The following is a 26311-nucleotide window of genomic DNA, read 5'->3' as shown; positions in this document are numbered from 1 at the left end:
TTGAGATTATGGTATTCCATCTTACGGCGTACACCAAGAAAATCGATGTTATGGAATACCATGATATGACGTACGTCGTTTCAGGTATGTTTTCGGCCAAGCGCGATCGGCGCATCCGCTTGTGCGATGCAACATGCCTACGGCGGAATATGACAGGACAGAACGTGCCGCCAGCCGAACCGGCAAAACAAAAGCCGCCGGAGTACCGGCGGCCTTCGTGGGAACGGGTGTAATGTAATGTGACTCAGACGTCGCCGACGATCTCGCTTTGCTGCGTGAGCGCGCTCAGCGCCAGTTCGGCGGTGCGCTTGATGTGCTCGGCCGACGCTGCCGACGCCGCATCGCCGTCGCGCCGCTCGATCGCGTCGAGCAGCCTGTTCATCTCGCGATTGGACTCGCCACCGCGCCCCGGCGTGGCGATGGTAAGTGCGCGCAGCCGGTTGATGCGCGCATTCAGCGTTTTGACAACGGCTAGCGATACACTCTTTTGCGCACCCTCGAACATCGCTTCGTAGAAACGCTCCGTGTAGTCGAGCACCTGCAGCAGGTCCTGTTTCTCGAACGCGTCTTCGATGACCGCGCGGATCTCGCGTAACTGCCGTACGAGTTCGGGCGTCGACTGTTCGGCGCACGCGCGCGCGGCATTGGCTTCGAGCAGGCCGCGGAGTTCGTAGATTTCGCCGACCTGTTCAGGATCGAGCCGGGCGACGATCGGCCCTTGCCGCGCGACGATCTCAACAAGCCCTTCCGTCTCCAGATGCCGCAGCACTTCGCGCACGACGGTGCGGCTCACCCCGAGTTCGTCGCACAGCGTGCGTTCGACGAGCCGCGCGCCTGGCCGGAAATACCCTTGCACTATTGCGCCGCGCAGCTTGTCCAGCGTAAGTTCGCGCAGGGTCTTGGCATTGCGGTCGATTCTGAGGTCTGACATGGGCGGCAAAAGAGAAATGAGGCGATAGCTATGCTGTGCGCTAGATACGCCCAGGCACGTAGATTGGAATGCCATATTATCGTTCATCTCGCCTTCACGCGTGTGCGGCGGTTTTCGCCGCGGCAGATTGCGTAATCGTCGAACGCCGGTGGCGGCCCTATTGCACCGTGGGTCGCCGGGCTCTGGTGCAAATAGCTGGTGGGGCCGAGACGCCTCCGATAAATAAGGATATCTTATTTATTGAATAGGACAGCATTCCAGACGGCGGGCGCCGCGGTATCCTTGAGTCCGAGAGCGGAAAGGTCGAACTGACCCTTGCGAATGCGGTGCATCAACTCAATGCCTGAAATCGTGGTCGCGGCACTCCTGAACCGTTTGAAGCCGAGCATCACGTTCGTTCTGGACTTGATGTTTCGATGATCCTGCTCGATCACGTTGTTCAGATACCTCGACGGGCGCACATGCGTTCCCTCAGGCAGCAGAGCGTCAGCGATCATCTCCCGCACGGCCCGGTGTGAGGCGGCATACCCATCGAGCGTGATCGTCTCCGGTGGCTGGCCCTGATGTTTGATGGCGTTGCTGAAAAAGGCTTTTGCCGCGGTTGCATCGCGCTTCGCTCTGAGCATGCAGTCCACTGTCTGGCCGGCCCGATCTACCGCCCGGTAGAGATAGACCCACTTGCCACGAATCTTCAGATAGGGGTAAGTAGGCTAGGGGAATTGCACCCCGAGCCTCTCGCAGAACCGTGCGTAAATCTCTCGATTTACACGGCTCCCGTTATCCGACCTTTAGCCCCAGAAACTGCCAGTGCACAAACTGTCGCGGGTACGCCTTCCTCATTTTTTGCAACCACTCGTCGCTGCGCCGTTTACGCCGTCGTAGGGTTTTGTACTTGCGCCGGGCCCAGCGGGCGAGCTTGCGGTCTAGATGCCGACGAGCCCCTGCATGGCCGTCCGATAGAAAGCCCCGTAATAGTTCCACCAGCCACGTATCGTGGGATTGCATTGATCGGCCAGTTCGACCAGTGACCTGAACGTCTGACGAGGTAGCCGCCACCCCCGCACTGTCTGTCGCATCCGTTTCAGGGCATCACGACCCACGCCGGGCAGAAAGCTCGTTGAGAGCTGCCCCGACCTGGTCATCACCTTTCGCGGACGAAACAGGATACCCAGAAATGTAAAGGTCACATTCGGGTAGGCTTGAGTACGGCTTCTGTCCCTGCAATACACGATGCCTGACTTTTCCGGATGCATCTCCAGCCCGCATTCCGCCAGCCGCGGGGCAATGGCATCCATGACCTCCTGCGCCTGCGCCTCACTGCGGCAGTGGACCACCGCATCATCGGCATAACGCGCAAAGGGACATTGCGGGAAGTGTCGCCGCATCCATGTGTCAAACGCATAGTGCGTGAACAGATTCATCAGCATCGGGCCGACCACTCCGCCCTGAGGTGTACCTCGCACCCGCAGCAGTCTCGCTCCGTCCGCAGTCTCAAACGGCGCAGTCAGCCATCGCTCATATACAGCAGGATCCAGTCCGCCTTGATGTGCCTGCGCACCGCCTTGAGCAGGACGGCCGCGATTCTGATCACGGTGTACTGAGAGCTGCCCTCTCATGCCTCTTTTGCGCTCGCGTTCAGCAACCAGTTTCGTCATCGCGCCACCTCGAACAGCGCCGCCGCGCCCATACCACCTCCGACACACATCGTCGTCACTTGACGCCGCGACGCTTTCCCCCGATCAATGCATGGCCAAGGAGTCGCGCGCCGGTCATGCCTTAAGGGTGTCCGATGGAAATGCCGCCGCCGTTCACGTTGTAACGTGCAGGGTCGATGCCCAAACTGTACGGTCGCCTCCGCGACCGACCGCCGCACAGTGGCAGTTGGGTCGGTGCGGTGAGGGTCGAGGACGGCGTGACGCCCCGCACGCTAGCGCAGGCTCTCCTTCTCGCGTTCGGAAGCGCCCTCCCGGTCGATGGATTGGCTTGAGCTGGATTCGGCAGAGGTTCCATCGGACGGCTCTCCTTCCGTTCCCGCTCCGGCGGATAGCTGCTCGCGGGCTTGCTCCCAATATTCCTCGGACCGCCCGTCCGGACAACCTGCCTTTTCCCAGAGGTTAAAAGCAAGCGTTCTGATCTGCTCTTCGGTGACAAATACATCCATTTGAGCCTCCCAAAATTAGGCGCACGGGCTGAGTCGGCGTCCGCCGTCTGGCGTTCCTAATGAGCAACGGACGATTTCAGTATAGAGCGGGTAACAGGGCTCGCTCAGGCAGACGCGCTGTTACTGGGCCGTCGTCAGCAGCCAACGGTGTGTCCGGGCGCTGACGACCAGCACCCGCCCGGTTCCTTCCGATCGCAGCTGGACTTACAACCCCCGTGTCGCCACATTGCACCGGGTCGCCGAGTGTGGAATAAATAGGCCGCAATTGGAGGAGAACGTCGAGAAATCAGGTTTCTCCGTAACGGAATGTCAAACGGAAACGTTACTCTGGCCGACACCGTAGCCGGATCGCTGCGGCGTCTGGACGACCGCTAACGCGGAATGCGACCATTCCATCTAAAAAAAACGGCCCGCCGATAGACGAGCCGAACCCGAACACCACCATGACGTCCCGCTTGGGGACTTCCCGATCCCGCAATCGACGTGCCGCCGGAGCCAAAATGCAACGGATCGAGCGCTTCGAATAGGAGCAGTGGCCACGCCGCCGTTGCGTTCGCCGGCACCTTGAAAACCTTACGCGTTCGCGTTGCAGTTTGTTTAGGCGGGCGCGTGCGGAAGCAGCATCGAACGCTTGCGGCTGGGCCAGAAGCGAGGTCGCCCGCGTCGTCGTGAGCCGGTCATTTACCAGCCCGACTTTCTGTGACCCCAAAAATGCTGCCTGCAAACTGCCCCATCTGCCAAGTCGGCCACCGGGCACTTCCACTGCACTTGCAGTTCTTCGGGCGGGCGCTTCGCGAACGTCAGAGACCACGTGGCGGAGCTGGAGCCCGGTTGGGCCCGGAGCTCCGGCGGCGGCAACCCTCGGGTAGACTAAGCGTCTTGATCTTTTGCGGAGATACCCTATGCCGTTGCCGACTAAGCAGGAACTCGAGATCCGCGCGTTTCAACTTTGGGAAGCTGATGGCAGGCCAGACGGTCAGGCGGACCACTATTGGCATCTCGCGTGCGCATCGTTCGAACGGGAGCCGGAGAAAAATACGTCGCCCCCGGCGGGTAACGCGCAGTCACGCAAAGAGGCGGCGACGTCATCCAATGATTCACCGGGTACGGAAAAAGCGCCGGCTGGAAACAAAGGTGGCGCGTCGTCACGGAGGAAGAAGGCCCCAACCGGTCCGGACGGGGCGTCCCCCGCTTCCTTGCCGCCGAGCGTTCGGCGGCAAGGAAGAAATCAAGCGGGTGAGTCAGGGCCTCGCGGGTTGTGTGGAAGGCTTTTGTGAATCGCCGTCGCGGCGATGGCCGCTTCGCCTGTGGCGACGCTAATCTGATTGAGAGTATTGACGAGGTCGCCGGCGGCGTACAGATGCTCGACACTGGTACGCTGGTGCTTGTCCGTTTTCACCATTCCCTCTTCGTCGCGCTCAATGACAACGTCCAATACGTCGATCTCCGGGCGGCAGCCCATGACGGGATAGACGGAGTCGAAGGTGTGGATAGCACCGCCTGCGCTGATAATGTGCACTCCATGATCAGCTCCGCCCGGTTCCTCCAGTCTCCAAAGCTCTATTAACCTGATGCCAGCAGCGACAGCGGAGTCCACTTCTGCGCAGGAGAGCGTGTCAAGGTCCGAGGCGACGACAGAAACGTCGCGAGTGAAGGTTCGCATGAAAATAGCATGCCCCAACGCACATTTCGCAAGACCTAACATCGCAATGCGGTGGCCATCGGTCTCGTAACCGTCGCATATCGGGCAAAGGCGGAAAAGACCGCGACGGGTAAGCTCGCTGGCATTCGCCACGACCGGAAGGACATCGCGCACCCCTGCTGCGAGCAGAACGCGCCGGGCAAATGCCGACTGCACCGCTTCTTCCTGAAGGCTGCGCATCGGTCGGAAGTCGATACGGAACCCATCGTTGACAGCCTTGATGGACTGGACGCGAGCGGACTCCGGCACCAATCCGTATGGCATCAGCTGCACGCGCAGGTTCGCCAGCCATTGCGCCCCGCTTGTGCCGGATGGGAAACCGGGCACGTTCCGCGCAACAGGGATTAGCCGGGCGCGACTTTCTCCTGAGTCGAAGACTCTCACTGATCGCCGGTAACGAGCGAGATATAAAGCCGCCGTCAGGCCGGCCGGCCCGCCACCTACAACCACGCAGTCGATCAAACCTGTCATCGGGGTCATAATCCAAAGGCGCACGCAACATGGTGCGTGCCTGTGTAAAAACGATACTGTGTCCACCTTCGGGGTCCGCGCGCGCGACCTGTCCGCACAGTGGCCCACCCCGTCGAATCTCTGCGGGCCCGATGCGCAGCCATCGGTGCAGGACCGTATGGAGTCCTTCTGAAATGAAAATGCGTGCAATCGTACACTTCATAATTTCAATATAGATAGCGGCCGGATTTCGCCCCGCTTCCTTGCGCCGTCCCCACCGTAGATTTTTTAGACGCCCGTCCGGTTCGGCAGTTTGGAGGCCATCGCGCGCGGTCAGAAGGGCCCGTTTCAGTTGCATACTTCTGCAGGTGGGGATGGCTATCGGCGCCCGGGCCATACCTGTAAATGTCGATAGTGCGGCGATCGCTCATGACAAACGGTACAAGTCGAACGGCGCCGCGCTGACGGTTCCGACTGTCAGCGCGCTCTGCTCTGCCTCGGCATCCACATGCCCGCTGCGTGCTATTTATGATCTTGCTGGTCGCCAGCGTCGTTCGCGACCGCCGACCACCGGGCGCGCGGCGGATCCTGCGCGATTGGCCCCTTCACAGCGAAGGGCTAACGCGACGCAATCGCAAGCGCTGTCTGGATCTCTCAAGCATGGTTCATGCCTATAACGGATGCGCACTGGACGTGGGAACATTAGCCCGATGCGCAGGGCGTGCCAGCCTGGCGCGAATATCCAGAAGGAAGCCGACCACCTCCGTCATCGCATCGAAAGCCAATGGGTAGATGATGAACCACCCAGACTGGCGGGGTGCGACAAACGCGGCGTGTGAGAGGAAGGAATGTAAAGTCGTATGCGCCCTTTTTGTGTATTGAGCGTGCTCCTTTATGTGCAATAAGTTCACGCCGAAAGCGCAATACGGATAGCGAGCCGGCCCCAGCGAGTCTCGTAAAGCCGATCCGCACAGGGGGGTAGTCGTAAAAGGGAACCAGCCTGTTCCATGAAGCGTTTGGTAAAAAAGTCGCGAGCGCAACCGCGAACGACCGGAGGCCATCTAGCGCGTTGCGCGAGCACCTTGGCCCGGCGCGAGTTGAAGTCGCGACTGGCATGGGCATCACGCCCCTTAGCCTACGCACGCCAGAAACGAGGAGAGCGACTACGCGAACATTTCGCGCGAAAAGATTGCGGTCGCGCTCCGAATCTACCGTCACGCAGCACGGCGAAACACCTCGCAGCGTCGTCTGGAAAGAGCGATGCGTGCCTGATTGTGGCGCTTGCCCCGCTGGCCTTGCGAGCGTAGTAGTCCCTTGAGGCCGTCGAAGCTCGAATATCCGATCGCGATTGATTGATACAGCAAAAGGCCAGCCGGATTCCGTATGTTCCAGCATCGTCGCACGGGCCGCCAGGTTTGCCGCTGATCCTGACGAGCCATTTGGGAACACGTTCTTCAACCCCGGATGGACCTCGAACGATCATGTCTGTCGCTCGACAAAGGCTGGAGCGCCATTTTGCCGTCGGGAACCAGGATTATTGCAAGGCGATGAGGAAAGCGCCCTGAAGAGACGCCTCTCGTCGCCGTCGCCTTGTTCGATTCAAAGCATCTCGGTCCTGTCACCTGCCGATTTGCTGCCCACCGCATCGAGCGCGCCCTGCAACTCCGCCTTGCGCTTTGCAAGCTTTTCGCCAAGTGCGCGGAGATCGCATTTCGACTTGCGCAGTTCAGGGAAAAGTTGTCGTTCTTCTTCCTCGACATGATGGCCCACCATCTCGCTCATTACCTTAAAGGTCGCGTCGAAGCCTTTGTCGCCCGCTTTCAGCGTTTCGAACTTCGCGATTAGCGTTTTGACGAGGTAGTGTTCGATGTACGCTTCTTCGACATCCACTATGTCGCTGTCGGGCAATGCTTCCTGAGCGGCGGGATAAAGCAGTTCCTCCTCAAGCATTGTATGTATTGATAGCTCTTCGCACGCGCGCTGCGCGAGTGTCGACTTCGCTTCGAGGTCGTCGTCGGCCGCCTTCGTGAACGCGGTAAACAATTTCTCAACTGCGCGATGCTGCGCCTCGAGCAAGGTGAGCGCATCGCTGCTGCCGGAGCCGGTCTCTGCCTGGTTCTGTTTCGTGGCTTGCATGTGACCTCCTTGGGTGATGTGGCTGAATCCGGGATTGATCGATTCGAGCAAGCCTTATGCCTACGGCCCGAAAGGGCCTGTGGTCGCTTAGCGCCTCAGGTTCGGGATAAAGAGGGTCATCGGTGGGGCTGGCGCACCACCAGTTACCCGCCGGTTCTCGTCCGGCGAGTGACGCTCGCCATCCAGCTTAAGCAAGCGTTGCCCCGGTAACATACTGCCGCGGAACCATAAGGCGACGTGATCAATACGGCGAAGGAGGGAGCGAGCGCCGCGATAAGTTCGCAACACCAGCGCGCGCGAGATGAGGCCCGACGCTCTGCGTTCCCGGAGCGAAAGCCGGCAGAAGGTGATTGCATCTGCCGCCGGTGTCGAAGCGGGACACCAGGCAACCGGCAACCGGCAACCGGCGCAGCATGTCCGTAATAGCGCCGCACGACGCAGGACCTCAAATACGGTCTGCGCGGCAAGCACCGGCCGCGGCGATTGTCGAACAGTCGATGTCCGACGAACGTAATCGGTCTATCGAGGACAGGGCCAGCGGAACGAGCGAGCGCACGGCCGGGCTGTTCGGGTACTCCCATCTGACCGGCGGATACGCTGGCGGACAGGCGGAGTATGTGCGCGTGCCCATGGCGGACACCACGCACGTCAAGGTTCCGGGGGGACTAACGGATGAACAGGTCCTTTTCCTCGGCGACATTTTTCCGACCGGCTGGCAGGCGGCGGCAAACTGCGACATACAACCCGAGGACACCGTCGCCATCTGGGGTGCGGGGCCGGTCGGCCAAATGGCGATCCGCAGCGCGGTGCTTCTGGGAGCCCGACAGGTAGTGGTCATCGACCGGGTACCGGAGTGGGCGGCGACAATAACTACGTCCGGCGCATTGACTCATCAGAAACGATGGCGGCCTCATCGACAAGATTCCATTCGGCGCCTCGATGAACAAGGGTCTTACCTGGAAGATGGGCCAGACGCTGATCTGCGACGAATTCGACGCCTGTGCGGCGCATCCGGTTGTGGGCTGTTGCGCCTATTTCTTCCGTGGTGCGGCCGCGTTCAGGAACGGATTGAAGCCCGTCGATGCATTTTTCCGGACCCTTACCATTCGTGAGTTCTTTCAGACGGTCGAGCACGCTCTCCTCGTCGAAGTTGATCGTGATCGCACCGCCTGCTTTGGCCATCGCGAGTCGTGCTTCCCGAAAAGGTCGTGACGTTCACGGTTTGAGGACGACCTTGATGCAGCCGTCCTCCTTGTCACGAAACATTTTATACATGCCCGGCTCTCCTCGAGCGGAACCGTATGCGTGATAACAAAGGAGGGATCGATCTGCCCGTCCTGAATCCGGCGTAACAGATCATCTGTCCAGCGGTTGACGTGCGTTGTCGGCATGGAGTCCCACGCTACCCGTTCATTCGACGCCATGTACGATCATGTCAAGCAGGCGGTGATGCTGGAGACCGACCGGCCGCACGTCCTGCGGGAAATGTTCTACGTGTGCCGCCCTGCTGGCATTTTGTCGGTGCCCGGAGCTACGGCCGACTTCGCAGAGCGCTTGAGGCCGGCTGATCGGCTTCGTGAGGCTGGTTGTGCGTTGCCCGATAATTGCGCAAGCAGGTCCCCGTTGTCTCCCTGTTCGTTGTCATCAGGCGCATCCGGTCTTCTGCGCGCGGTTGCTCGACGTAGCAAGCGGCGGCTTCGGTAACATTGACGACCTCGATCTGCACTCGTCGCCGCGTGGCTAGTTGCGTAAGACCCGGCCTTTAAGCGGCTCCAGACGAGGCTTTGCCTCGGAGCCGATGATCTCCGTACAGTTGAGCCAGCCGGTCACCGTAGCTTTGAGCGTTCGATGCCGACGCCTCGCACGATGGGACGGACGGTCGCAGTCGTAACCTTCAAATGCCTCAACCGCTTCAGTTTCTGTTATCGAAGCGAGCAACCGACGCGTAACTTCTTTCCAAGCCTGTGGACGCGCGCTTTCTCGCCGAGGCCATCTTGAACCGCTCCCGGCACGCTTCGGGGGTCGTCGCTCACCCACTTGCTGTCTGCGTCCCCGTCCAGCTTTGCATCGGCCGCATCCCCGCTTATGCGCACGCATGCCCTACGCCGATGACGACGGAAGGCCGGTCAGGAACATCAGTCGGCTCGCACGTCAATCCGATCTAGCGAGGTCGCCCGCACTCTGCCCGCGGGAATTAGGGGTTCGGAACTGTCCACAATCGCTACCCGAGCGACAGCGATTGTTCCCGCCACTTTCCCCGGGACAACAAGCAGCGGCTGACCGCGCCGACTCCCGAGCAACCGCTGCGGCGGACGCAATGTTGACCGGGTCCAGAAACGTCTCCAGAGTGTTTTCGAACTCAGCGCGCGTAGCTGCAAACAAACCGTGGCGCGTCCGTGTACCGATGTCTTGCATGTACCCGCCAGTAAGCGAACGCCTTTATAACAGCGGCTGGGAAGTGCTGCAACTGGAGATCGACGACTTCGCTGAGCGATCCGGGAGAAAACGCCGCGTCGGCCCAAGCCTGCTTCCGGCGAACCGTCTATACATCCTGTATGGCCGGGACCGCAGCTTTTGGAGGTGGCAGATACGTGGGACGCAGCCAAGGTTGCGTCGACAGCTGCGGTAAGGAGACGGTTGGAGAACTGTCTCACAGTATCGGGATCCATGGTGGCGAGGCGCGTACCGCGCGTTAACGGGCGTCGTCCAGACACGCTGTCGTGCGACTCATACGGCGCCGCCGCGGGCCCAGAAACGAACCGCCCTGGCCTGCGTTGCGCTGGCGGCGAAGGCGTCGTTCCTGTTAGCGCTTTCACTCCGCCGGCGCATCCTGGCCGGCCCCCAGATCGGCGCCGGTCACGGGATCGGTTTCAGACCCGGAAGCGGTTCGGGATGCCATCGCACTCAACACCTTGACGTCCGCTTCGGACACCCTGAACCCCACGATTAGCAGCGTAGTAAGGGGCGCCCGGCGAACGCATAACTGACATGTCGGCCGCCTGGACGACGACGGACGCGTGAGCGGAATGTCGCCGGCCCCTCTTAGAGCGGGTGCTCCGGCGCGAAGTGCACGCGAGCTCCTGGGACTGCGCTTGCGACTTGGCATTCGTCGTGCCCGCAGCCCCGCCTGTCTCGGCGTAGATCGCCGAAGCTCTCCCGCCTGGTCACCGGCTGCCGTCGTGTCGGCGAGCCGTCGGCGCGGAACCAGATTTGGAGCCGCGTCGCGCGAGCGAGCGCTTTTTTTTCTTTGCATCGCCTGTAACAGGCAACCCCAGCTGAGGTCGGAATTCGTGCTTCCGGCCAGGAATGGCAACTTCTTGCCGTGCAGCTAGCAGACGACGGGCGTCCCGACCAGCCGGAACGGCTGCCATCTCTTTCTTGCTCCCTCGGACCGGCCGCCCTTGTGAGCCTTCCTGACGTCTCAGCGTTGCCAAGCACCAGCAGCCTGCATGCATCGCGGCGACATTTTTTTATGACAAGGTATGATCCCGGTTCGCACAGTGGCATCCCGTGTGCGTGTGTCTTGCAGCCACCGACGTACTCGGTGGCTTTTTTTGCGGGTCGCTAGGTATTCCCCGTTGCTGGCTGCGTCGCACCATGCGACCCCTCAGGCGGTTTCATGGACGCTCGGTGGCGACGAATGCTGCACCGCGCTTGCGGGCCACCTGTTCGCAAACGCAGTAGCGAAATATTCGCTCGCTCAGGACGCGACCAGTTTTTCGCGCCCCATCCTCGAGTCCCTCGAAGACGAGCACGCTAGCTCCTCACGATTTTTTCCCGTGCGACACGGGACCCTCGCACGAATTTTTCGCGTTGTCGGTATCGTCGGGCAGGTCAGGATTGGTCCTGGCTTCGACACGGAGAACTGACCCGGCGATTGCCGGCTCCGGGTAGGCACAACCGATCGAGCGTATTGGAGCGCGCCGTTCCGTGCGGCCGCACTGAGCCGCCAGGCGACGAACTTGGCATATGCTGCTAGGTAAAAATGCGCGGGCAATTCGCCAGCGTCGACGGCGCCGTGGGAGATGTCCCTCTCTGAGACAGACAAACGCCGACGTCGCGTCGCCGTTGAAACCGCTGCATCGTTTGATATGGTAGGCAGGTCGTATTCAGGCCGACTTCCGGAATCAGAGAATCGGTGCCCCACCCGTCACCGCAATGGTCGCGCCGGAAATATAACTCGCCTCGTCGGAAGCCAGCATTACGTAAGCCGGCGCGACTTCTGCCGGCTGCCCGGGCCGTTTCATCGGCACCTGCGAGCCAAACTGCTGGACCTTTTCTGGCGGCATTGTCGACGGAATGAGCGGCGTCCAGATGGGCCCCGGTGCGACGCAATTCGCGCGAATGCCCTTCTCGGCAAGCAGTTGGTCGAGGCCCGCAGTGAAGTTTTGAACAGCGCCCTTCGTGGTCGCGTACGCGAGCAACCCGGGGTTTGGTTTATCGGCATTGATTGACGTCGTGTTCAGGATTGCCGCGCCCGGCTGCATGTGCCGTACCGCCGCGCGTGTAATCCGGAACATTGCGCCGATGTTGGTATCAAACGTGCGTTCCCATTCTTCGTCACTGATATCATCAAGCGACTCGTGCGTCATCTGGTACGCCGCATTGTTCACCAGCACATCGAGTTTGCCGAATGCGTCTACGGCGCGTTTCACTATTTCGTTGCAGTGCGCCGGATCCGCGATATCCCCGCGCAGCAGAACTGCGCGGCGCCCCGCCTCTTCGACCCAGCGCGCAGTTTCGCGCATCGTCGTCCTCCTCGAGATAGGAAATCAGCACGTCCGCGCCTTCCCGCGCGAACGCTATTGCGACCGCCCGGCCAATCCCGCTGTCGCCGCCCGTAATGATCGTGGCCTTGCCGGCGAGGCGGCCCGAACCCCTGTACGAGTGCTCGCCATGATCCGGTTGGGGCTTCATGTCGGCGGTTCGGCCCGGCACGGCGTTTTGCTGCGGCGTATCGATCGGAGGCCCCGGACGTTGGGTTTTGCTCATGGCGTTCTCCAGGTGAGAATTCAGGGCCCGTTGCGTTCGTCCGGCGCTTGCCGCCATACGCGACGCGCCACGCGCGGTGTCACCCTGGTTAAGCAACGGTCGGACCCGCAACGTGCGGCATGCAGCTCGGCTCACCGGTCATTCGAACTATGCGGTCCGCCGACTGGAGCCGTGTCCGGCAGCCGGGGCCACCGCTGCGAGTGGGGCGCGGTGAGCAGCCGCGCCCCGTACTTCGCTCCGCGCTGGCCGCGAGCGGCGACGCCCCGAAATCCGCTCTTGGGATCATCTGCTTAGTCGACCGGCTGGATTGCCAAGGCGCTTATAGCGGCACGGTTGCCGGGCGACCGCAACGCGGCGGCTTAGGTGCGCGGATCTGCGTGTCACGTGGACGCGACCGCACTGGCGCTGCGAGCAGGCGCGATGGTCAGCCTGGGAAGAACCCGTCCGCTCCACTGATTCCGCTGATCCCACAGCAGCAAAGGCCGCTGGCGTATGCCCGCTTACTGAATAGGGAGTCTGACACCGGTGGAATGGAAAAGCGAGCTACGATGTTCACCTATGGCGGGGCTCACTCCTGGATGAGATCCGCAGGTGTCTCTTTTGCGTAGCATTGCGCTTTCGTACATGACTCGACCGGCACGCGTCCGGCCCTGTGACTAGGGGACCTCGACGGAAAAATCTCGCGCTTCGTTCGCCATGATGGAACCCGTCGCTCATCAGGCATGAGGGTGCCGGATCGATGCGCTTAATAGCCCTGGCTTGGGCCGCTCCTCAAGCGACTGGCTGCTGATTGCTGGCAACCGGCCTTGCCAGACGCATTTAGGGCGGGGACAGGCGTATAACCCTGAACAGGGTGGCTTGCCGTGGGTCCTCCGGAAGCGAAGGTTTTTGCCCGCCCAACTTGTGGGGGGCGTTTCCCATGTGGCGCGGGTCGGCAGAATCCGGCACGTATCGTTTCGTTGGGCGCCAGGTGCCAGAACGGTGCGTCGCGAGGACCTCCTCCGACTACGTACATAAAAAAAGCCAAGGCGCAGAGACCTTGGCTCGACAGGGTCTGCTGGTGGGGATGAACAGCAGATCCAGGTGAGGTTGCAGCGTCTGAGAATCGCCGCAGCCAACTTAACGATAGCACCGCTTCGTTGTCAGGCAAAGCGCAATGTTTCGCGAACAGACGCTTACGATGCCTCACGGCCTTACGAAGTTATGCGCCGTAACAAGAAGGTGCGCCGTCGAGGACGCGCGGCGACGCCCGGAACGCTCTGCTTGTCGCGCTCAGAGAGCGTCTATTGTTCATGCGGCAAAAGCGTCGGACATGGCGATTTTCGCAATAATGAACGAATCGTTTCGCGAATCGAGTCGTCATCGTCGTGAGTGTTTGCATGAAGCGCGGTCGAAGACCCGCGCTGGTCTACCCGGCGCTGCGCAATGCCCGACTCAGGAAACAACTGCCGATTCCTGGCCGTGCGCACGCGTCATCCAACGTTTTGCGCAGCAAGTCGTAGGCAGCGTCCTTGGTCACCGCGAGCCTTTCGATTCGCGCGCCAATCTCTTTCTGTTCCGAAGCATCGTCCGAGTTTGTCGCCGCTGTTTTGCAAGCGATAAATGCTCCTGCAAGCCGCGGAAGACAGACCATAAGGCATACTCGATCTTTTGTCGCTGCACTTCTTCGAGCGACAGAGCGGAACGGCGTGACCGGTGTGACACCGGTAGCGAAGTGGTGCGTTTTCACCGATGCGCTAGACAACGCCGCCGCACTCCGGGCACGTCAATGGGCTGCGCGTACCGACCGACTCAATGGCGTCGACGCTGGCCTTTCGGTCAATGCGATTTGCGCTTCGACTGCGACGACGCGTTGTGCGCCAACTTTCGGATCGATCCGATACCTTCGTGGCTGCGGATGGTGCGCCGCAGCATGTCGCCGAAGATCCCGCACCATATTGAGGTTGTGCCGCAACTTACGCTTGACGTGAGCCGCACAAGGGCGTCGGTCGGCTGTTCCGTCTGGACATGTATTCGTTGCTTCGGGGCGCAGGAAATCTTTGACCGTCCTGAGTACTTGTTGACGAGATCCGGTATGGAAGTCTTTCGGCGACCGGGAAAATGAGAGACCTGCTCGACGCCTGTCGAGCACCCTTCGAAGCAGGGCCCCGGAATGGGCAGATGGCTGAACTGACCTTGACAGAGGCCCGGTCGGAGCGACTCGCGGCCGAAAAGCCGCTAGCCGACGCACTTCCTTAGATCTACCGCGGGCAGCCCGCGCTGCAAGTGAGAGGAATCTGCTGGGGGCGCCAGAGCGTCGCGCCGGGCGCGTCGGACATTGTCGACGCCCTCGAAAAGCGATCAGATGAGGCAGATAGCGCCGATCATCCGGGGGCGCGGGACATCGCGTTCGCTCCGCGCGCCCATTCTTCACTTGCGCCGACGAGCCGCCTAGCGGGCTAGGTGTAAGCCAGCCTTCAAAAATCCGGCGCATTGGCCGTAATCGTTGACGCTGGGCGCGAAAAATGCGCAGCCTTTGAAAGATTTAACCTGTTTCGGAAATATGCCAATGGGCTCTTCTCGCGAAAGCATTTTTTTAGCCGAACACGGCATGGCGGCCGCACGGTGCTTTCGATCCGTATTTCAGCCGATCTACGGCCTCGCCTATCAAAGACCCGTCGGTTATGAGGTCCTGCTTCGCGAAAGCCACGCTGACGGCAGCCTTCACACCCCGGCAGAGTTTACCGGGCATCGCCGTGGAACAATCTTCGGCGCGATCGACCGGAAAAGCCACGCGCTGCACCTTGAAAATTCTGCGCATGCGATGCCCGACGACCACTGGCTGTTTCTTAACATCAGCGCTTCAACGATGCGGCGTCCCGGCTATGCGGGCCGGCTTGCCGCGCGTGCGGAACAATGTGGACTGCCGTCCGGGCGAATCGTGCTGGAAATTCTTGAAGACGCGGACTGTGAAGGGACAGACCTTGCAATGACAGTCGAAGGATTCCGTGCGGCGGGGTTCCTGATCGCGCTTGACGACTTTGGTGTCGGCTATTCGAACCTCGCGCGGCTGGTGCGGCTGCGGCCCGATGTAGTCAAACTCGACCAGTCTCTTCTGAGAACGGTCGGGATTGACGGGCAACTGCTCGCGCATCTCGTCCGGCTGTTGCACGAAAAAGGCATTCTGGTCGTCGCGGAGGGGGTTGAGACCGACGACGAATTGCTCGCCACCGTGCAGGCAAACGTCGATTTCGCGCAAGGGTTCTTTCTGGGCTCGCCGCAAATCGCTCCGGTTGCAGATCGGGTCGCCGCCGCCAGAATTGAAGACGCTTATGAGGGGTTGAGCGGCATGATCGCTGCGCCTCAGGCGCCAGACGGCTTCTCAGCGGCACTGGGACGGGCCATTCCCGACTTGATTGCCGGAAAACCACCGCAGACATGCTTCGCAGATCTGCTGGTCATGCCCGGGTGCGTGGGCTGCTTCGTGCTGGATGGGCGCGGAAGGCAACGCGGACCGACGTTATGGGGACCCGACGCCCAATCGGCTGATCAACGGTTCGCTCCCATGGCGGAGTTCGCAAGCGCGAGGTGGGACAACAGGGAGTACTTCAGGCTTGCCCTCAGTCATCCAGGCCACGTTGTGCAGAGCCAGCGCAGCCGGTCGGTGAACGGCGCCCAGTTGTGCCTAACCATTGCCGTCGCTCTTCAATACTTTGGTCAGCCGCAGATCTTTGGTGTGGATGTGGCGCTTGCATACTGACTGTTCATGGCGATTCCGGTGTTGCAACGGTGATCTTGGCCGCGATCACGCTCTGGCAGTCACTATCGTACGGCGGCGGAAGCAAAGAGTCCCGAACCGGGTGACGCAGGCGATAGGGAACAACCGCCCGGTCAGCGGACAATGGGCAAGGAACAAACAGGCACGCGGCGATAGAATAGCGCCTTCTTTGGCGCTTTCGTGTGGATACGCGGACCCAGGAGCCCTGGCGTACCGGCTTTTCAGCAACCGGAGTCCGCAAAACAAATTGGCGGCGCGTTGGGCAACCCGCTCGTCCCGCACACCTGAGCGAGGAGCGAAGGACCTCCGGCCTGCAATTGTTGATTCGTGATGGCTAACGCCCCCGGGGGGAGACGACACTTGTCCATCAATACGCCACATTTATGGAACGAACCGGCGCTTCCGGCCCGAAATTTTTCCGCAATGCGCCGCGTCCTCGCGGCCATGCTGCTCGCCTCCGTCGCGATCCCGCTAGTATGTTTCGCCGGCTACTGTTACTTTGACTATCAGCGGCGGCTGGCAGCGATCGCCGAAGGACTGGACAGGCTGACGCTCGTGGCGCACGAACAGGCGCTCAAGGTGTTCGAGATGAACACGGCGATTGCGGGGCGGGTGGATGACGTACTGGGGTACGACACACCTGCCGGAATCAGACAGCGGGAAGCGCCGCTTCATCAGCGACTCGCGGACATGAGTGCGGATTCACCGCAGGTTTCTGCCATTTCAGTCTATGGACCAGCCGGCGTGCTGCTGGCGAGCAGTCTCTATTCACCGCCGCCCGAGGTGTCGATCAACGACCGCGACGATTTCAGAGCTGCCCGCGATCTCCGTCCACAACCATACTTCTCGCTGCCCTATGTCGAGCGTCTGAAGGGGGAAACCGTCGTAACCACGACCGTCGGCCGCAGCGATGAGCGGGGGGCATTTCTTGGCGTCGTATCCGTCGCGCTACGGCGAAGCTATTTCATTGATTTCTACCGGCAGCTTATCCGCAGCAGCCCGGGGATGTCGGTCGGCCTTTACAGGCGCGTCGACGGAGGCGCGCTGGTTCAGGTCGCGAACAGCGACCGACCGGTCGAGCCAGCAGGAAGCGCGGCTTTCACCCGTGCGCTGCGGGACAACGTCCTGTACGGCAGCTTCGAGACCGGCTCACGACATGTCACGTGGGGAGCGATCGTCAGCTTCCGGCGAGCCGGTGCCTACCCGCTCTATGTCGCGACCACTTACGACAAGCAGGTTCTTTTTCATGACTGGTCCCGCAATCTCCTGGTCGTCGCCGCCATCACCGCCGTGCCGTGCGCCGCAATCTGGGCGCTGATACTGTTTTCCTTCCTGCAGCTTCGCACCGAGGAACTTGCCTGGCGGCACTGGCAGAACGAAGTGGCCTTAAGGATCTCTGCGGAGGCAGCCAGTCGCGAGCTGATGAAGCTGGGCGCAATGGGCAACCTCGTCGCGAATGTTGCGCATGCTTTCAACAATCTGCTTGCGGTGGTTTCAAGCATCACGGCGCTCGCTCGCGAGAAGGCCTTCAGCAACCTCGAACCGGAGGTCGTGTCGCTGGAAGGAGCGGCACTTGACGCGCGGACACTGGCACAGCGACTGATGAGCGTGGCCCGCAAGCAGATCCTCACTCCTGCGCTGCTTCACCTGGATGCATGGCTACCTTCCAACGGACCCGTAATACAGGTGGCGCTCGGTGACGACATCGAATTGCTGATCCAGGTGCAGGACGTCTGGCCTGTAATGGTGGACCCTCGGGAACTGCAGGCGGCGCTGGTCAATATCGCATGCAATGCCAAAGAAGCGATGCGCGGCCCAGGAAGGGTGACGCTCAGGTGCCGGAATCTAACCTCACCGGTCGATACCGCAGCCCTGACTGGCGAGTATGTGTTGATTTCTGTCTCGGACAACGGGTCGGGAATGTCGGGCCCAGTCGCCCGGCACGCATTCGAGCCTTTTTTCACGACGAAGCGCGGCGCGGCCGGCACCGGGCTGGGCCTGACTCAGGTGCTGTCGATGTGCGACCAGGCTGGAGGCGCAGCCCGCATTGACAGTGCAGCCGGCAACGGCACGACCGTGAGCATCTACCTCCCGCGCAGCAGGGCCCCCATAACGACGCAAACCTCGCAGACGATTGATCCGCCGAGTCCAGCGGCATCCTCTACGGCGGTCCTTCTCGTCGAGGACGACGTACACGTTGCTGCAGGCGTGAGCGCCTTGCTGGAGCTGTTCGGCTGCGCAGTCATTCACGAGTCCAGCGCCGATGGCGCACTGATGCGCCTGCGCGCGGGAGACCGGTTCGACGTCGTCCTGTCGGATATTCAGATGCCCGGCGAGCTGAACGGCATTGACCTGGCCGAAGAAGTTCAGCGCCGGTGGCCACATTCGCGCATCGCGCTGATGACGGGTTATGCCGAGGAAATGACCCGAGCGCGTGGCGTCGGCATCCCGATGTTTGGCAAGCCTTTCAATGTTGACGAACTGAAGGCCTTCATCTTCGACAGTGGCCCGGTCAATCCGCGCTGGTGACAGGACTATGGAGGGCAGAAGAATCTGGATCTATTCGCGTGCATACCCGCCTCTCCGATAGTCTGTCGAAGGGACTTTTCAGCCAGCGCGCCCCCACCGCTGCGGCCGGTGCACCCGCGGCTGAGCCGGCTGAGGCGTTCCGCAACGGGTCGAGTTCCCGTTGCCGCCACGTCGCATGCTGCCTCCCATCCTGAGGCGAGGTTAGCAGACACGCAGACGTCTGCTAATTTATGCAGGATTTAGGGTGCGAGCGGGCGATCGACGACCCGCTGGCACATAATGCGCAAGGCGGGCTCCGGAAGTGTTCCTGAGCTTCTCGCCGCTCAGTTCGAAAAGCACGGCAAGACTGCTGCGGCGGCACGGTCTCAAAGACACCCGCTGCACCGCCGCAGGTATCGCCGGCTCCGCTGTGTCGGCCGAGCGATTCATCGCGATCGTAGCTGAACCGGGCCTTGGCGCACTCCGCGAGCGAGGGCGCGAAAACCCCTTGCGATTGCGTCTACTGTAGCCCTATCTCATTCAACAGGCCCAGCAGCATCTCAGGGTCTACCGGCTTGACGAGGTGCCGCGCAAAACCGCTCTCACTCGACCGGGTGATATCGTCCTCCGTGCCGAATCCGGTGAGCGCGATGATTGTTGCGTCGCGCGAGTGCGGTAAGGTCCTGAGTTTGCGCGCGACGTCGTGACCGCTCATCCCGGGCATGCCAATATCCATCAGGACGACGTCGGGCGACCAGGCGGCGGCCGCTTCGAGCGCGGTTGGCCCGTTTTCCGCTACCCGGACCTCATGCGCGTTCATGCGAAGGACCATCGCGAGTGAATCTGCCGCATCGCGGTTGTCGTCAACAACCAGGATCTGGAGGTGCCGGCTGGCGGACCCACTGGCCGCGCCTATTGCGTCGCCCCCCGGTTCCGGCGGCTTCGCGAGTGGTAGTCGAACGCTGAAGCGGCTCCCGCGCCTCGGCCCCGCGCTCGTCGCCGAGATGTCGCCCCCGTGCATCTGAACGATCGACTGAACCACAGAGAGTCCGATGCCAAGGCCGGTGCTCGATTGCCGGGTGAGCGGGTCGACCTGCACAAACAGGTCAAAAAGATGAGGCAGGTCGCCGGGAGCGATCCCGATCCCGTTGTCTTCCACCGCGATGACAGCGGAGCTGTCGGTAACCCTCACGCTGATGCTGATTTCACCATGTTCGTTGGTGTATTTGATGGCGTTATCCAGCAGGTTGGACATCACCTGCGCGAGCCGGGTCACGTCGGCGTCCACGAATACAGGCCTCTCGGCAGGATTGATCACCAGTCGATGATGGCGCGCTTCGGCGAGTGGCCTCACGATCTCAACCGCATGAGAGATGGTCTGCTGCAGATCGACGACTTCCATCCTGAGCTTGATCTTCCCGGTCGTGATCCGTGAAACATCGAGCAGGTCATCAATCAGGCTGGACAGATGCTGACTTTGTCGCTCGACTACTTCCTGCACCCACTGTATGTCCGAGGGCAGGCTTTCACGCCGGTCCTTCATGACCTGTGCGACGTTGCGGATGGGCGCCAGCGGATTTCGCAGTTCATGCGCCAGCATGGCGAGAAAAACGTCCTTGCGTCGGTCTGCCTCCCGCAGCGATTCTTCCGCCTTCCTGCGCTCCGTAATATCGGCGAGCGTTCCCGTAAAACAGTGAGACGCGCCGGCGTCGGAGAACTGGAATCGTCCGCACAGCTCGAGGATGCGCAGGGCCTGATCGTTCTTGCGATGGATCCGGAACGTTACGCTGATCTGCTGGCCGGGCACCTGGCCCGCATCAAACTGCCGCGCCAGTTCAGCGACGTCGTCGGGATGAACAACGGCACGCATGAACTCATCGCCAGAGAGCGGCCCATCCGTCGGCCGCTGCCCGGTGATTTCATACATCCTCGCGTTCTCCCACACACCGGCGCCTCTTTCCAGGTCCCACTCGAATATTCCGAGGCCCGCTGCGGCCGCTGCGATCCGCAACCGCTCCTCGCTTTCCTGTCGGGCTGCCTCTGCACGATCACGCGCCTGAAGCGATTCTTCGAGCCGTTGGTCCTGCTCCTGGATGAGTTGGCGGATGGCGCTGTGGATAATTGCGCCGAAGAGCTCCTCAATGGTGCGTTGTGCCTGAACCTCGAGCTTGCGAGACCGGCCCGCGACGTTCGAAAAATAATCGCTCGCGAGATCCTGCACACATTTTCGGAGCAGGTCCAGTTCCCGATAGAGCTCATCAAGCTGGAAGCCCTGCATCCAGCGGTAGTGACCGTAATTACGGGCGTCACGCTCGATGCGGCCAGAAGCCCGACGAGCGGACTGACACTTCAGCGCGTCACAGATTTCCGAATAGATCGCGGGCAAATGGTCAACGAGCTGCTCGGTCGTCAATCGCTGCGCCTGCGGCATCGCGGGATCGTCGAGGACGGCGCTCAGCCACCGGCGTGTCACAAGATCGCGCTTTCTCTCCAAGTGCAGGGGCAGTTCCCGAAACGGCTCGCTACGTTTCGCTTTCATGTCGTCCTTCGACTTTGGGCTTGCCGAACATCCGGCCGCGGCGACCGGCGGATCACAAACGGGAAATAGGCACTCGCGTCGAGCGAAGGCGCAGTAGGGAATGCGACTGTGAGAGGCTGTCTGCGCGAAATGGGACCGCGCGCGGTGAATCGCAGCCCCAGTCCGTGCATGACCTGCGGCTGCGTACAATTATCATAGACCATGCCACGCCTGTGCGCGCCGCGACTCTCCCGTATGAACCGCCGAAGAATCGCAGCACCATCCACCAGCCGGTCCCTTGTTCCGTCTGTCACGTCCGACTCCCCCAGCCTGCAATTGACCAACATTCTGATCTGCTGCCAGCAGGTTCGTGCTCGGCGAACCAGCGCGTGACGACAACCGGCCGAAGAAGATGCGCACTATCACGGCTCGCCTCGCTTATGCGGGCACATCAACTGCTGGCTGTCGGGTTCAACCTGAAAAGGAGCCTGACACAAGAGCAATCGTCTTTAACGGCATTGGGAATGTTTCGCTGGATGAAGTTCCGGATCCTCGCTTACAGCACGACAACGATGCAATCGTACGGCTGACGGCAAGCGCGATCTGCGGAACGGACCTGCCCATGGTGCGCGGTACGCTTGGCGGCATGCTGCCGGGACCATCCTTGGCGACGAAGGCATTGGTATTGTGGAGGAAGTCCGCGTGCGGTGCGGAACCTGCGACGCGGTGACCGCGTCCTGATCCCGTCGGCATTTCCTGCGGTTGTTGTTCTAACTGTCGCGCCGGCTACACCGCGCAGTGCGATACGGCCAATCCGAACGGCTCTCTCGCCGGTACCGCGTTCTTCGACGGTGCGCACGGCGATGGCCGAACTGGCCAACAGGGCCGGCGCCGAACACCGCGACGCGACAGTATCGCCCGGCGTTATTTCGCACGCTGCGCACGGAAGGCCGGTTGGAAAGATGTCAGACAGCAGGGATCGCCCTGTCTTCGTCGATGCTGTCGGGCAACCGGATCAGGCTGGCGTTGGCAAAAGGAGTGCGGGCATACTCGGCCTGAAGACCGTGAATGGGCCGGTCGACTTCGAAACTGCTCGGCGCCGGACGGGTGATAGCAGTGGACCGGCTGCCCGACCGGCTCGAGACGGCGCGTCCCATGAGGCCAGGTCATCAATTTCGCCGAGGAAAACCTTGCTGCACATATCGCATCCTGCCATTTTTCCGCGCGGCTCCTCGAAGGCGAGACTAGAAACATACAAAGCCTTACCCGCTAAGACGTCTCGGGCAGCAAGCGCGCAAAAGTTCCGATTCTTGAGCGCACCCAAGCCTGAAAGATGATCGGAGCCCTAGCACATGGTCCGCTGACCGTCGTCGCACGGCACGGGGATTGCTCACGCTCCCGTATCAGCCCCTGTTGTGCGAATGGCAGAATCGCAGGAATTCGACCAAGGAGGACTAACAATCCATTGGACGGCGAGGAAACCCCCTGATCATTGAACTGCAGACGAAGTCGAGCGATGCCCTGCGGACGCTGTGCTGCGATCTAGTGTTCAATGGGTACGCCACGACGGCTGTCGTCAAACGAATTTGGTAACGCAGGCTTGCCCCCTCCCGCGGACAATCAACTACCGCCGGTCCTACGGCGGTAGCCGACGCGACCTGGGCCGAGCGTCTGCACAAGTTTGCGCCCGAGCAAATCCGAGCGGCTCCCGGTCAGACCCTTTTGATATGCGTGGGCCAAGGAGGCCGAGCCTGCCGATAGATTGCCGGTCCGCTGCTATCGCCACCGTCATCCGTCACCACCCAACGGCACGGATCGACACATGGACAAGGATGGCGCGCCGTATTACAGTGCGTTCCCTGCCTTCTTGCCTCGATTACCACCTAACGCCTCGGCCGCCACTTTCTCTGCTGCCAACAGCGAAAGTGCTTCGTCGGTTGCCTTCTCCTGCTTCAGGGTTTCAATCAAAAGGTTGACTGCCTCCGTCTCCTCCAGCTGTTTGCCCAGAGCTATCAACGAGCCATACGAAGCGATTTCATAGTGCTCGACCTTTTGGGCGGCTGCGATCAGAGCGGTATCCAGAACGGCGCCTTTCTCAATCTCTTCAATCTGTTCTTGGCCTTCCTCGACAAGACCTTCCATGGCCACGCACTTGATGCGCTTGAGCTTGATTCCGGTTGCCTCGACGACCTGATCGATCCTTTGAATCTGACCATGTGTTTCCTCAAGGTGTTTCTCGAATGCCGACCTGAGGCCCGGGCTGGTCGACGCTCGCGCCATTTTAGGCAGCGACTTGGTCATCTGCTTTTCGGCGCTATAGATGTCGGACAGCGAATGGATGAATAAATCCTTCAGCGTCTTCGTACTCATGTCTTTCTCCTGACTCTGTTTCGTGCCGCAGCCCACAGGTGCGGAGTACCAGTCGCGCCGCATTCGACATGCCTGAGGGGCCAGCGACCAGAGCCTCGGGAAATCGCTGGTGACTATCGTCAGCGATCTATTCAAACACGATCTCCTGCGGCGGCGAAGTACGCTCGTCGAAATGACGGCGGGCCCTAGGGTCTGCGGGGGGGTTGTCGATCTTTTCCCCCGGCCTTTCCGCATCTGTCGTGGTGCAGAGAACCCCAGGCAACGCCCTTCTTGCATGGTTTTCGCGTAAGCGTTGTAAATCGCTACGCTCGCCTTGGGAAGTGGGAAGTCCGCACTCCGTCTGAAAATGCTTCTCGGTCCTTGAATGTTGCGTCGAAACCCTCGGCGCCAGGCTTGAGCGTCGTGAATTTCCCGATCAGCGTTTTTACAAGAAAGCGCTCGACATAGGCTTCGTCGACATCCTTCTGCGCGTCACCCGTCAATGCTTCGTGGGAAAACTGGATACAGAAGCTCTTCTTCGATCATCGTGTGAATGGACAATTCCTCGCAGGCCTGTTTTGCCAGGGTCCCCTTGGCGCCGAGATCGTCGTCGGAGGTCTTTTCAAACGCAGAAAAAAGCTTTTCAACCGCCCGATGATCTTTGAGCGACAATGCAAGTGCGCATCGGCTGCCACGACGACGTGGACAGCCCGTTCCCCTGGCGAAAGTGGGAGAGAATCGCGTCATCGGGGACCTCCCCCGCAACGAGTGCCGGAGCCAACTCATGTCACTGATGCAATCGATGCCGTCGCCGCGGATCACCGCCATGATCCGCCTTGATCACATGCATGTGCTAGCAACGTTTCATCGCTATCACGTCGACTCGCCCCGTTGGCGCAAAACCGCCATCGTCAACGTTGCCTGCGCCGCGTTGGAAATTCACGCGCAACTCGAAGAAGAGATTTTTTATCCCGCGCTCAGAGCCGCTGGCGTAGCGGAAGTGGCGCTCGACAAAAGCGTTCCCGAACACGACGCGATGAGAGCGACAATTGCGAGTCTTCGAAGCACAGAGCCGGGCACTAACGAATACGACGTGCTGTTCATGACGCTCATGCGGGAAGTCATGCACCACGTCGCTGACGAGGAGACGATCCTCCTGCCGCAGGCGGAAAAAACGATGAACGCGGAGTTGCGAGCTCTCGGGTCGCGAATGACACGCCGAAGGCTTGCGCTCCTGGCGCAGCGACCGGGCGAAATCGCGGTGAATACGGCGGGGACATTTCCTTTGATGACGTTTGCCATTGGCGCCTTCGCCCTGCTGGGCGCTGCCAGGTTGGGACGCCGGCGCAGGACGGCTCGCTGAGTTCTCGCAGGCCTCCCTATCCTATTTGCCCTGCGAGCCTCGAAAAGACCCAGCACGACGGTCCCGCGCCTTACGCGAGCGTCTGCCGGATTACATACTGCTGGCCAGCCGCCCGTCCCTGCTTAATGAATCACTAGCAGTACGAACATTGCCGTAACCGCCACTCCCATCACGACGGTCGCAAGCCACCCGACGGCCCGCAGGCTGCCCGGAATGGTGAATTTCCCCATCACGTCCGCATGCGATGCCATCTTCATGGTGAGCACCATGATCGGGACCGACGTCACGCCGTTGATGACCGCGCTCCAGAAAAGCGCCTTGATCGGGTCGATCGATGTGAAGCCAAGCGCGAGGCCCACCAGCGTGGCAAGCACGATGATCCCGTAGAAACGCTTGGCCAGCCGGGGAGCCAACTCCAGACTGTTTTTCCACCGGAACGCGCCCGCCATTGCATAAGCTGCGGAGCCGGCGAGAACCGGCAACGCAAGCAGTCCCGTACCGATGATGCCGAGACTGAACAGCAGAAATGCAAATTGCCCCGCAATCGGCTTGAGTGCCGAGGCCGCCTGCGACGACGTCTGGATATCAGTCACGTTGTGCGCGTGGAGGGTCGCAGCGGTCGTGAGAATGATGAAGAACGCAATCAGGTTCGAGAAGGCCATACCGACCCGCGTATCGGATCCGATGCGCCTGAGATTCGCCACCGCCTGCCGGGGCGCCGTCCTCAGCGGACGCTGCCCGTGCGCGGCCTGCAGTTCCTCGACCTCCTGTGAGGCTTGCCAGAAGAACAGATAGGGGCTGATAGTTGTGCCGAACACTGCGACGACGGTAGTGAGATAGACACTACTCCACGACGGATGGGGAAACACGGTCCGGGCTGCAACGGTCATCCACGGAATCTTCACGGCGAAGACGACGCCCACATACGCAAATAGCGCAAGCGTGAGCCATTTGAGCACCCGCACGTAGCTTTTGTACGGCACGAAGACCTGCAGCCCCAGCGAAAACACGGCCAGTCCGATCGTATAGATCCGCGTCGGGCCCCCCGCCACCAGATTGACGGCCGCGCCCATCGCGGTGAGGTCGGCCGCAATGTTGATGGTATTTGCCACGAGCAGCAGCACGACAGCGCCGTAAAGGAGCGAAACCGGATAATGATGGCGGATATTCGTCGCCAGTCCGTGGCCGCTGACGCGCCCGATCCTCGCGCTGATGATCTGGATCGCGACCATCAGCGGATATGTAAGGAGGACCGTCCAGAGGATGTTGTAGCCGAATGCCGCGCCGGCCTGCGAATAGGTGGCAATGCCGCTCGGATCGTCGTCGGCGGCACCCGTGATCACGCCGGGACCGAGTTTCTCAAGCCAGGGACTGGCCGGGCGATCCGGCGCCGAGGAAGGGGTGAGGTTGGTTTCCATCTGATCTCCCTCCGCCTGGCCAGGCG

12 protein-coding genes and 9 pseudogenes are annotated in these 26311 nt (G+C 61.0%); 7 read left to right on the top strand and 14 right to left on the bottom strand.

Annotated elements, in window-relative coordinates:
- Positions 1 to 244: 244 nt before the first annotated feature.
- The 5 genes and pseudogenes from ACAX43_RS28465 to ACAX43_RS28445 all read right to left on the bottom strand — a co-directional run bounded on the left by ACAX43_RS28465 (position 245) and on the right by ACAX43_RS28445 (position 3092).
- Positions 245 to 931: a GntR family transcriptional regulator gene (locus tag ACAX43_RS28465; protein WP_370711690.1), complete on the bottom strand. Its 687-nt coding sequence runs from the start codon at positions 929 to 931 to the stop codon at positions 245 to 247.
- Positions 932 to 1164: 233 nt separating this feature from the next.
- Positions 1165 to 1629 (bottom strand): annotated as a pseudogene (locus ACAX43_RS28460) (IS6 family transposase); the annotation flags it as partial.
- Between the two features lie 225 nt (positions 1630 to 1854).
- Positions 1855 to 2358, bottom strand: a complete 504-nt coding sequence (locus tag ACAX43_RS28455; RefSeq protein ID WP_370711689.1) for a reverse transcriptase domain-containing protein — start codon at positions 2356 to 2358, stop codon at positions 1855 to 1857.
- Positions 2359 to 2582: 224 nt separating this feature from the next.
- Positions 2583 to 2770: pseudogene (locus ACAX43_RS28450) on the bottom strand (acetyl-CoA C-acyltransferase); the annotation flags it as partial.
- Positions 2771 to 2858: 88 nt separating this feature from the next.
- Positions 2859 to 3092 carry a DUF2934 domain-containing protein gene (locus ACAX43_RS28445; RefSeq protein ID WP_370711688.1) on the bottom strand — a complete coding sequence of 78 codons (234 nt, stop codon included), beginning with the start codon at positions 3090 to 3092 and terminating at the stop codon, positions 2859 to 2861.
- 902 nt (positions 3093 to 3994) lie between these two features.
- Between ACAX43_RS28445 and ACAX43_RS28440 the strand changes: the two genes are divergently transcribed.
- On the top strand, positions 3995 to 4369 hold the full coding sequence (locus ACAX43_RS28440) for a DUF2934 domain-containing protein (protein ID WP_370711687.1): 375 nt from the start codon (positions 3995 to 3997) through the stop codon (positions 4367 to 4369).
- Here ACAX43_RS28440 and ACAX43_RS28435 read toward each other — a convergent pair.
- Together ACAX43_RS28435 and ACAX43_RS28430 are read right to left on the bottom strand one after the other, a co-directional pair.
- On the bottom strand, positions 4321 to 5265 hold the full coding sequence (locus ACAX43_RS28435) for an NAD(P)/FAD-dependent oxidoreductase (protein WP_370711686.1): 945 nt from the start codon (positions 5263 to 5265) through the stop codon (positions 4321 to 4323). The genes ACAX43_RS28440 and ACAX43_RS28435 overlap by 49 nt on opposite strands.
- Before the next feature lie 1578 nt (positions 5266 to 6843).
- Entirely contained in the window at positions 6844 to 7380 is a 537-nt protein-coding gene (locus ACAX43_RS28430; protein ID WP_370711685.1) for a hemerythrin domain-containing protein, read from the bottom strand.
- A 509-nt stretch (positions 7381 to 7889) separates the two neighbouring features.
- On the opposite strand from ACAX43_RS28430, the pseudogene ACAX43_RS28425 reads away from it, so the two are divergent.
- Positions 7890 to 8355 (top strand): annotated as a pseudogene (locus tag ACAX43_RS28425) (hypothetical protein); the annotation flags it as partial.
- Between the two features lie 240 nt (positions 8356 to 8595).
- On the opposite strand, the pseudogene ACAX43_RS28420 reads toward ACAX43_RS28425, so the two are convergent.
- Positions 8596 to 8771: pseudogene (locus tag ACAX43_RS28420) on the bottom strand (glutathione-dependent formaldehyde dehydrogenase); the annotation flags it as partial.
- Here ACAX43_RS28420 and ACAX43_RS28415 point away from each other — a divergent pair.
- Positions 8764 to 8937 (top strand): annotated as a pseudogene (locus ACAX43_RS28415) (glutathione-dependent formaldehyde dehydrogenase); the annotation flags it as partial. The pseudogenes ACAX43_RS28420 and ACAX43_RS28415 overlap by 8 nt on opposite strands.
- 2570 nt (positions 8938 to 11507) lie before the next feature.
- Here ACAX43_RS28415 and ACAX43_RS28410 read toward each other — a convergent pair.
- A pseudogene (locus ACAX43_RS28410) lies at positions 11508 to 12372 on the bottom strand (SDR family oxidoreductase).
- 2485 nt (positions 12373 to 14857) lie between these two features.
- Here ACAX43_RS28410 and ACAX43_RS28405 point away from each other — a divergent pair.
- Both ACAX43_RS28405 and ACAX43_RS28400 read left to right on the top strand, forming a co-directional pair.
- Positions 14858 to 16111 carry an EAL domain-containing protein gene (locus tag ACAX43_RS28405; RefSeq protein WP_370711684.1) on the top strand — a complete coding sequence of 418 codons (1254 nt, stop codon included), beginning with the start codon at positions 14858 to 14860 and terminating at the stop codon, positions 16109 to 16111.
- Positions 16112 to 16489: 378 nt separating this feature from the next.
- Positions 16490 to 18658 (top strand): ATP-binding protein, encoded by a 2169-nt coding sequence (locus tag ACAX43_RS28400; protein WP_370711683.1) that lies wholly within the window; start codon positions 16490 to 16492, stop codon positions 18656 to 18658.
- A gap of 499 nt (positions 18659 to 19157) precedes the next feature.
- On the opposite strand, the gene ACAX43_RS28395 is transcribed toward ACAX43_RS28400, so the two are convergent.
- Positions 19158 to 21176: an ATP-binding protein gene (locus ACAX43_RS28395; protein WP_370711682.1), complete on the bottom strand. Its 2019-nt coding sequence runs from the start codon at positions 21174 to 21176 to the stop codon at positions 19158 to 19160.
- Positions 21177 to 21657: 481 nt separating this feature from the next.
- Between ACAX43_RS28395 and ACAX43_RS28390 the strand changes: the two are divergent.
- Positions 21658 to 22009: pseudogene (locus tag ACAX43_RS28390) on the top strand (alcohol dehydrogenase catalytic domain-containing protein); the annotation flags it as partial.
- Positions 22010 to 22024: 15 nt separating this feature from the next.
- Here the strand turns inward: ACAX43_RS28390 and ACAX43_RS28385 are convergent.
- The 3 genes and pseudogenes from ACAX43_RS28385 to ACAX43_RS28375 form a co-directional block, all read right to left on the bottom strand.
- Positions 22025 to 22219 (bottom strand): annotated as a pseudogene (locus ACAX43_RS28385) (glutathione-dependent formaldehyde dehydrogenase); the annotation flags it as partial.
- 781 nt (positions 22220 to 23000) lie between these two features.
- Entirely contained in the window at positions 23001 to 23525 is a 525-nt protein-coding gene (locus ACAX43_RS28380) for a ferritin-like domain-containing protein (RefSeq protein WP_370711681.1), read from the bottom strand.
- Between the two features lie 359 nt (positions 23526 to 23884).
- Positions 23885 to 24251 (bottom strand): annotated as a pseudogene (locus ACAX43_RS28375) (hemerythrin domain-containing protein); the annotation flags it as partial.
- A gap of 37 nt (positions 24252 to 24288) precedes the next feature.
- On the opposite strand from ACAX43_RS28375, the gene ACAX43_RS28370 reads away from it, so the two are divergent.
- Positions 24289 to 24867 carry a hemerythrin domain-containing protein gene (locus ACAX43_RS28370; protein ID WP_370711680.1) on the top strand — a complete coding sequence of 193 codons (579 nt, stop codon included), beginning with the start codon at positions 24289 to 24291 and terminating at the stop codon, positions 24865 to 24867.
- A 122-nt stretch (positions 24868 to 24989) separates the two neighbouring features.
- Here the strand turns inward: ACAX43_RS28370 and ACAX43_RS28365 are convergent, their stop codons facing one another.
- On the bottom strand, positions 24990 to 26285 hold the full coding sequence (locus ACAX43_RS28365) for an NRAMP family divalent metal transporter (RefSeq protein ID WP_370711679.1): 1296 nt from the start codon (positions 26283 to 26285) through the stop codon (positions 24990 to 24992).
- Between the last annotated feature and the right edge of the window lie 26 nt (positions 26286 to 26311).

The organism is Paraburkholderia sp. IW21 (genome assembly GCF_041321145.1).
GTDB lineage: Bacteria > Pseudomonadota > Gammaproteobacteria > Burkholderiales > Burkholderiaceae > Paraburkholderia.
This window is presented reverse-complemented; position numbering and strand designations above follow the sequence as displayed.

What these genes read in the sequence shown, in the direction of transcription:
- ACAX43_RS28380 (WP_370711681.1), bottom strand. Translation starts at nt 23,525, where the DNA reads ATGAGTACGAAGACGCTGAAGGATTTATTCATCCATTCGCTGTCCGAC.
- ACAX43_RS28430 (WP_370711685.1), bottom strand. Translation starts at nt 7,380, where the DNA reads ATGCAAGCCACGAAACAGAACCAGGCAGAGACCGGCTCCGGCAGCAGC.
- ACAX43_RS28440 (WP_370711687.1), top strand. Translation starts at nt 3,995, where the DNA reads ATGCCGTTGCCGACTAAGCAGGAACTCGAGATCCGCGCGTTTCAACTT.
- ACAX43_RS28465 (WP_370711690.1), bottom strand. Translation starts at nt 931, where the DNA reads ATGTCAGACCTCAGAATCGACCGCAATGCCAAGACCCTGCGCGAACTT.
- ACAX43_RS28365 (WP_370711679.1), bottom strand. Translation starts at nt 26,285, where the DNA reads ATGGAAACCAACCTCACCCCTTCCTCGGCGCCGGATCGCCCGGCCAGT.
- ACAX43_RS28435 (WP_370711686.1), bottom strand. Translation starts at nt 5,265, where the DNA reads ATGACAGGTTTGATCGACTGCGTGGTTGTAGGTGGCGGGCCGGCCGGC.
- ACAX43_RS28395 (WP_370711682.1), bottom strand. Translation starts at nt 21,176, where the DNA reads ATGAAAGCGAAACGTAGCGAGCCGTTTCGGGAACTGCCCCTGCACTTG.
- ACAX43_RS28370 (WP_370711680.1), top strand. Translation starts at nt 24,289, where the DNA reads ATGTCACTGATGCAATCGATGCCGTCGCCGCGGATCACCGCCATGATC.
- ACAX43_RS28455 (WP_370711689.1), bottom strand. Translation starts at nt 2,358, where the DNA reads ATGCTGATGAATCTGTTCACGCACTATGCGTTTGACACATGGATGCGG.
- ACAX43_RS28445 (WP_370711688.1), bottom strand. Translation starts at nt 3,092, where the DNA reads ATGGATGTATTTGTCACCGAAGAGCAGATCAGAACGCTTGCTTTTAAC.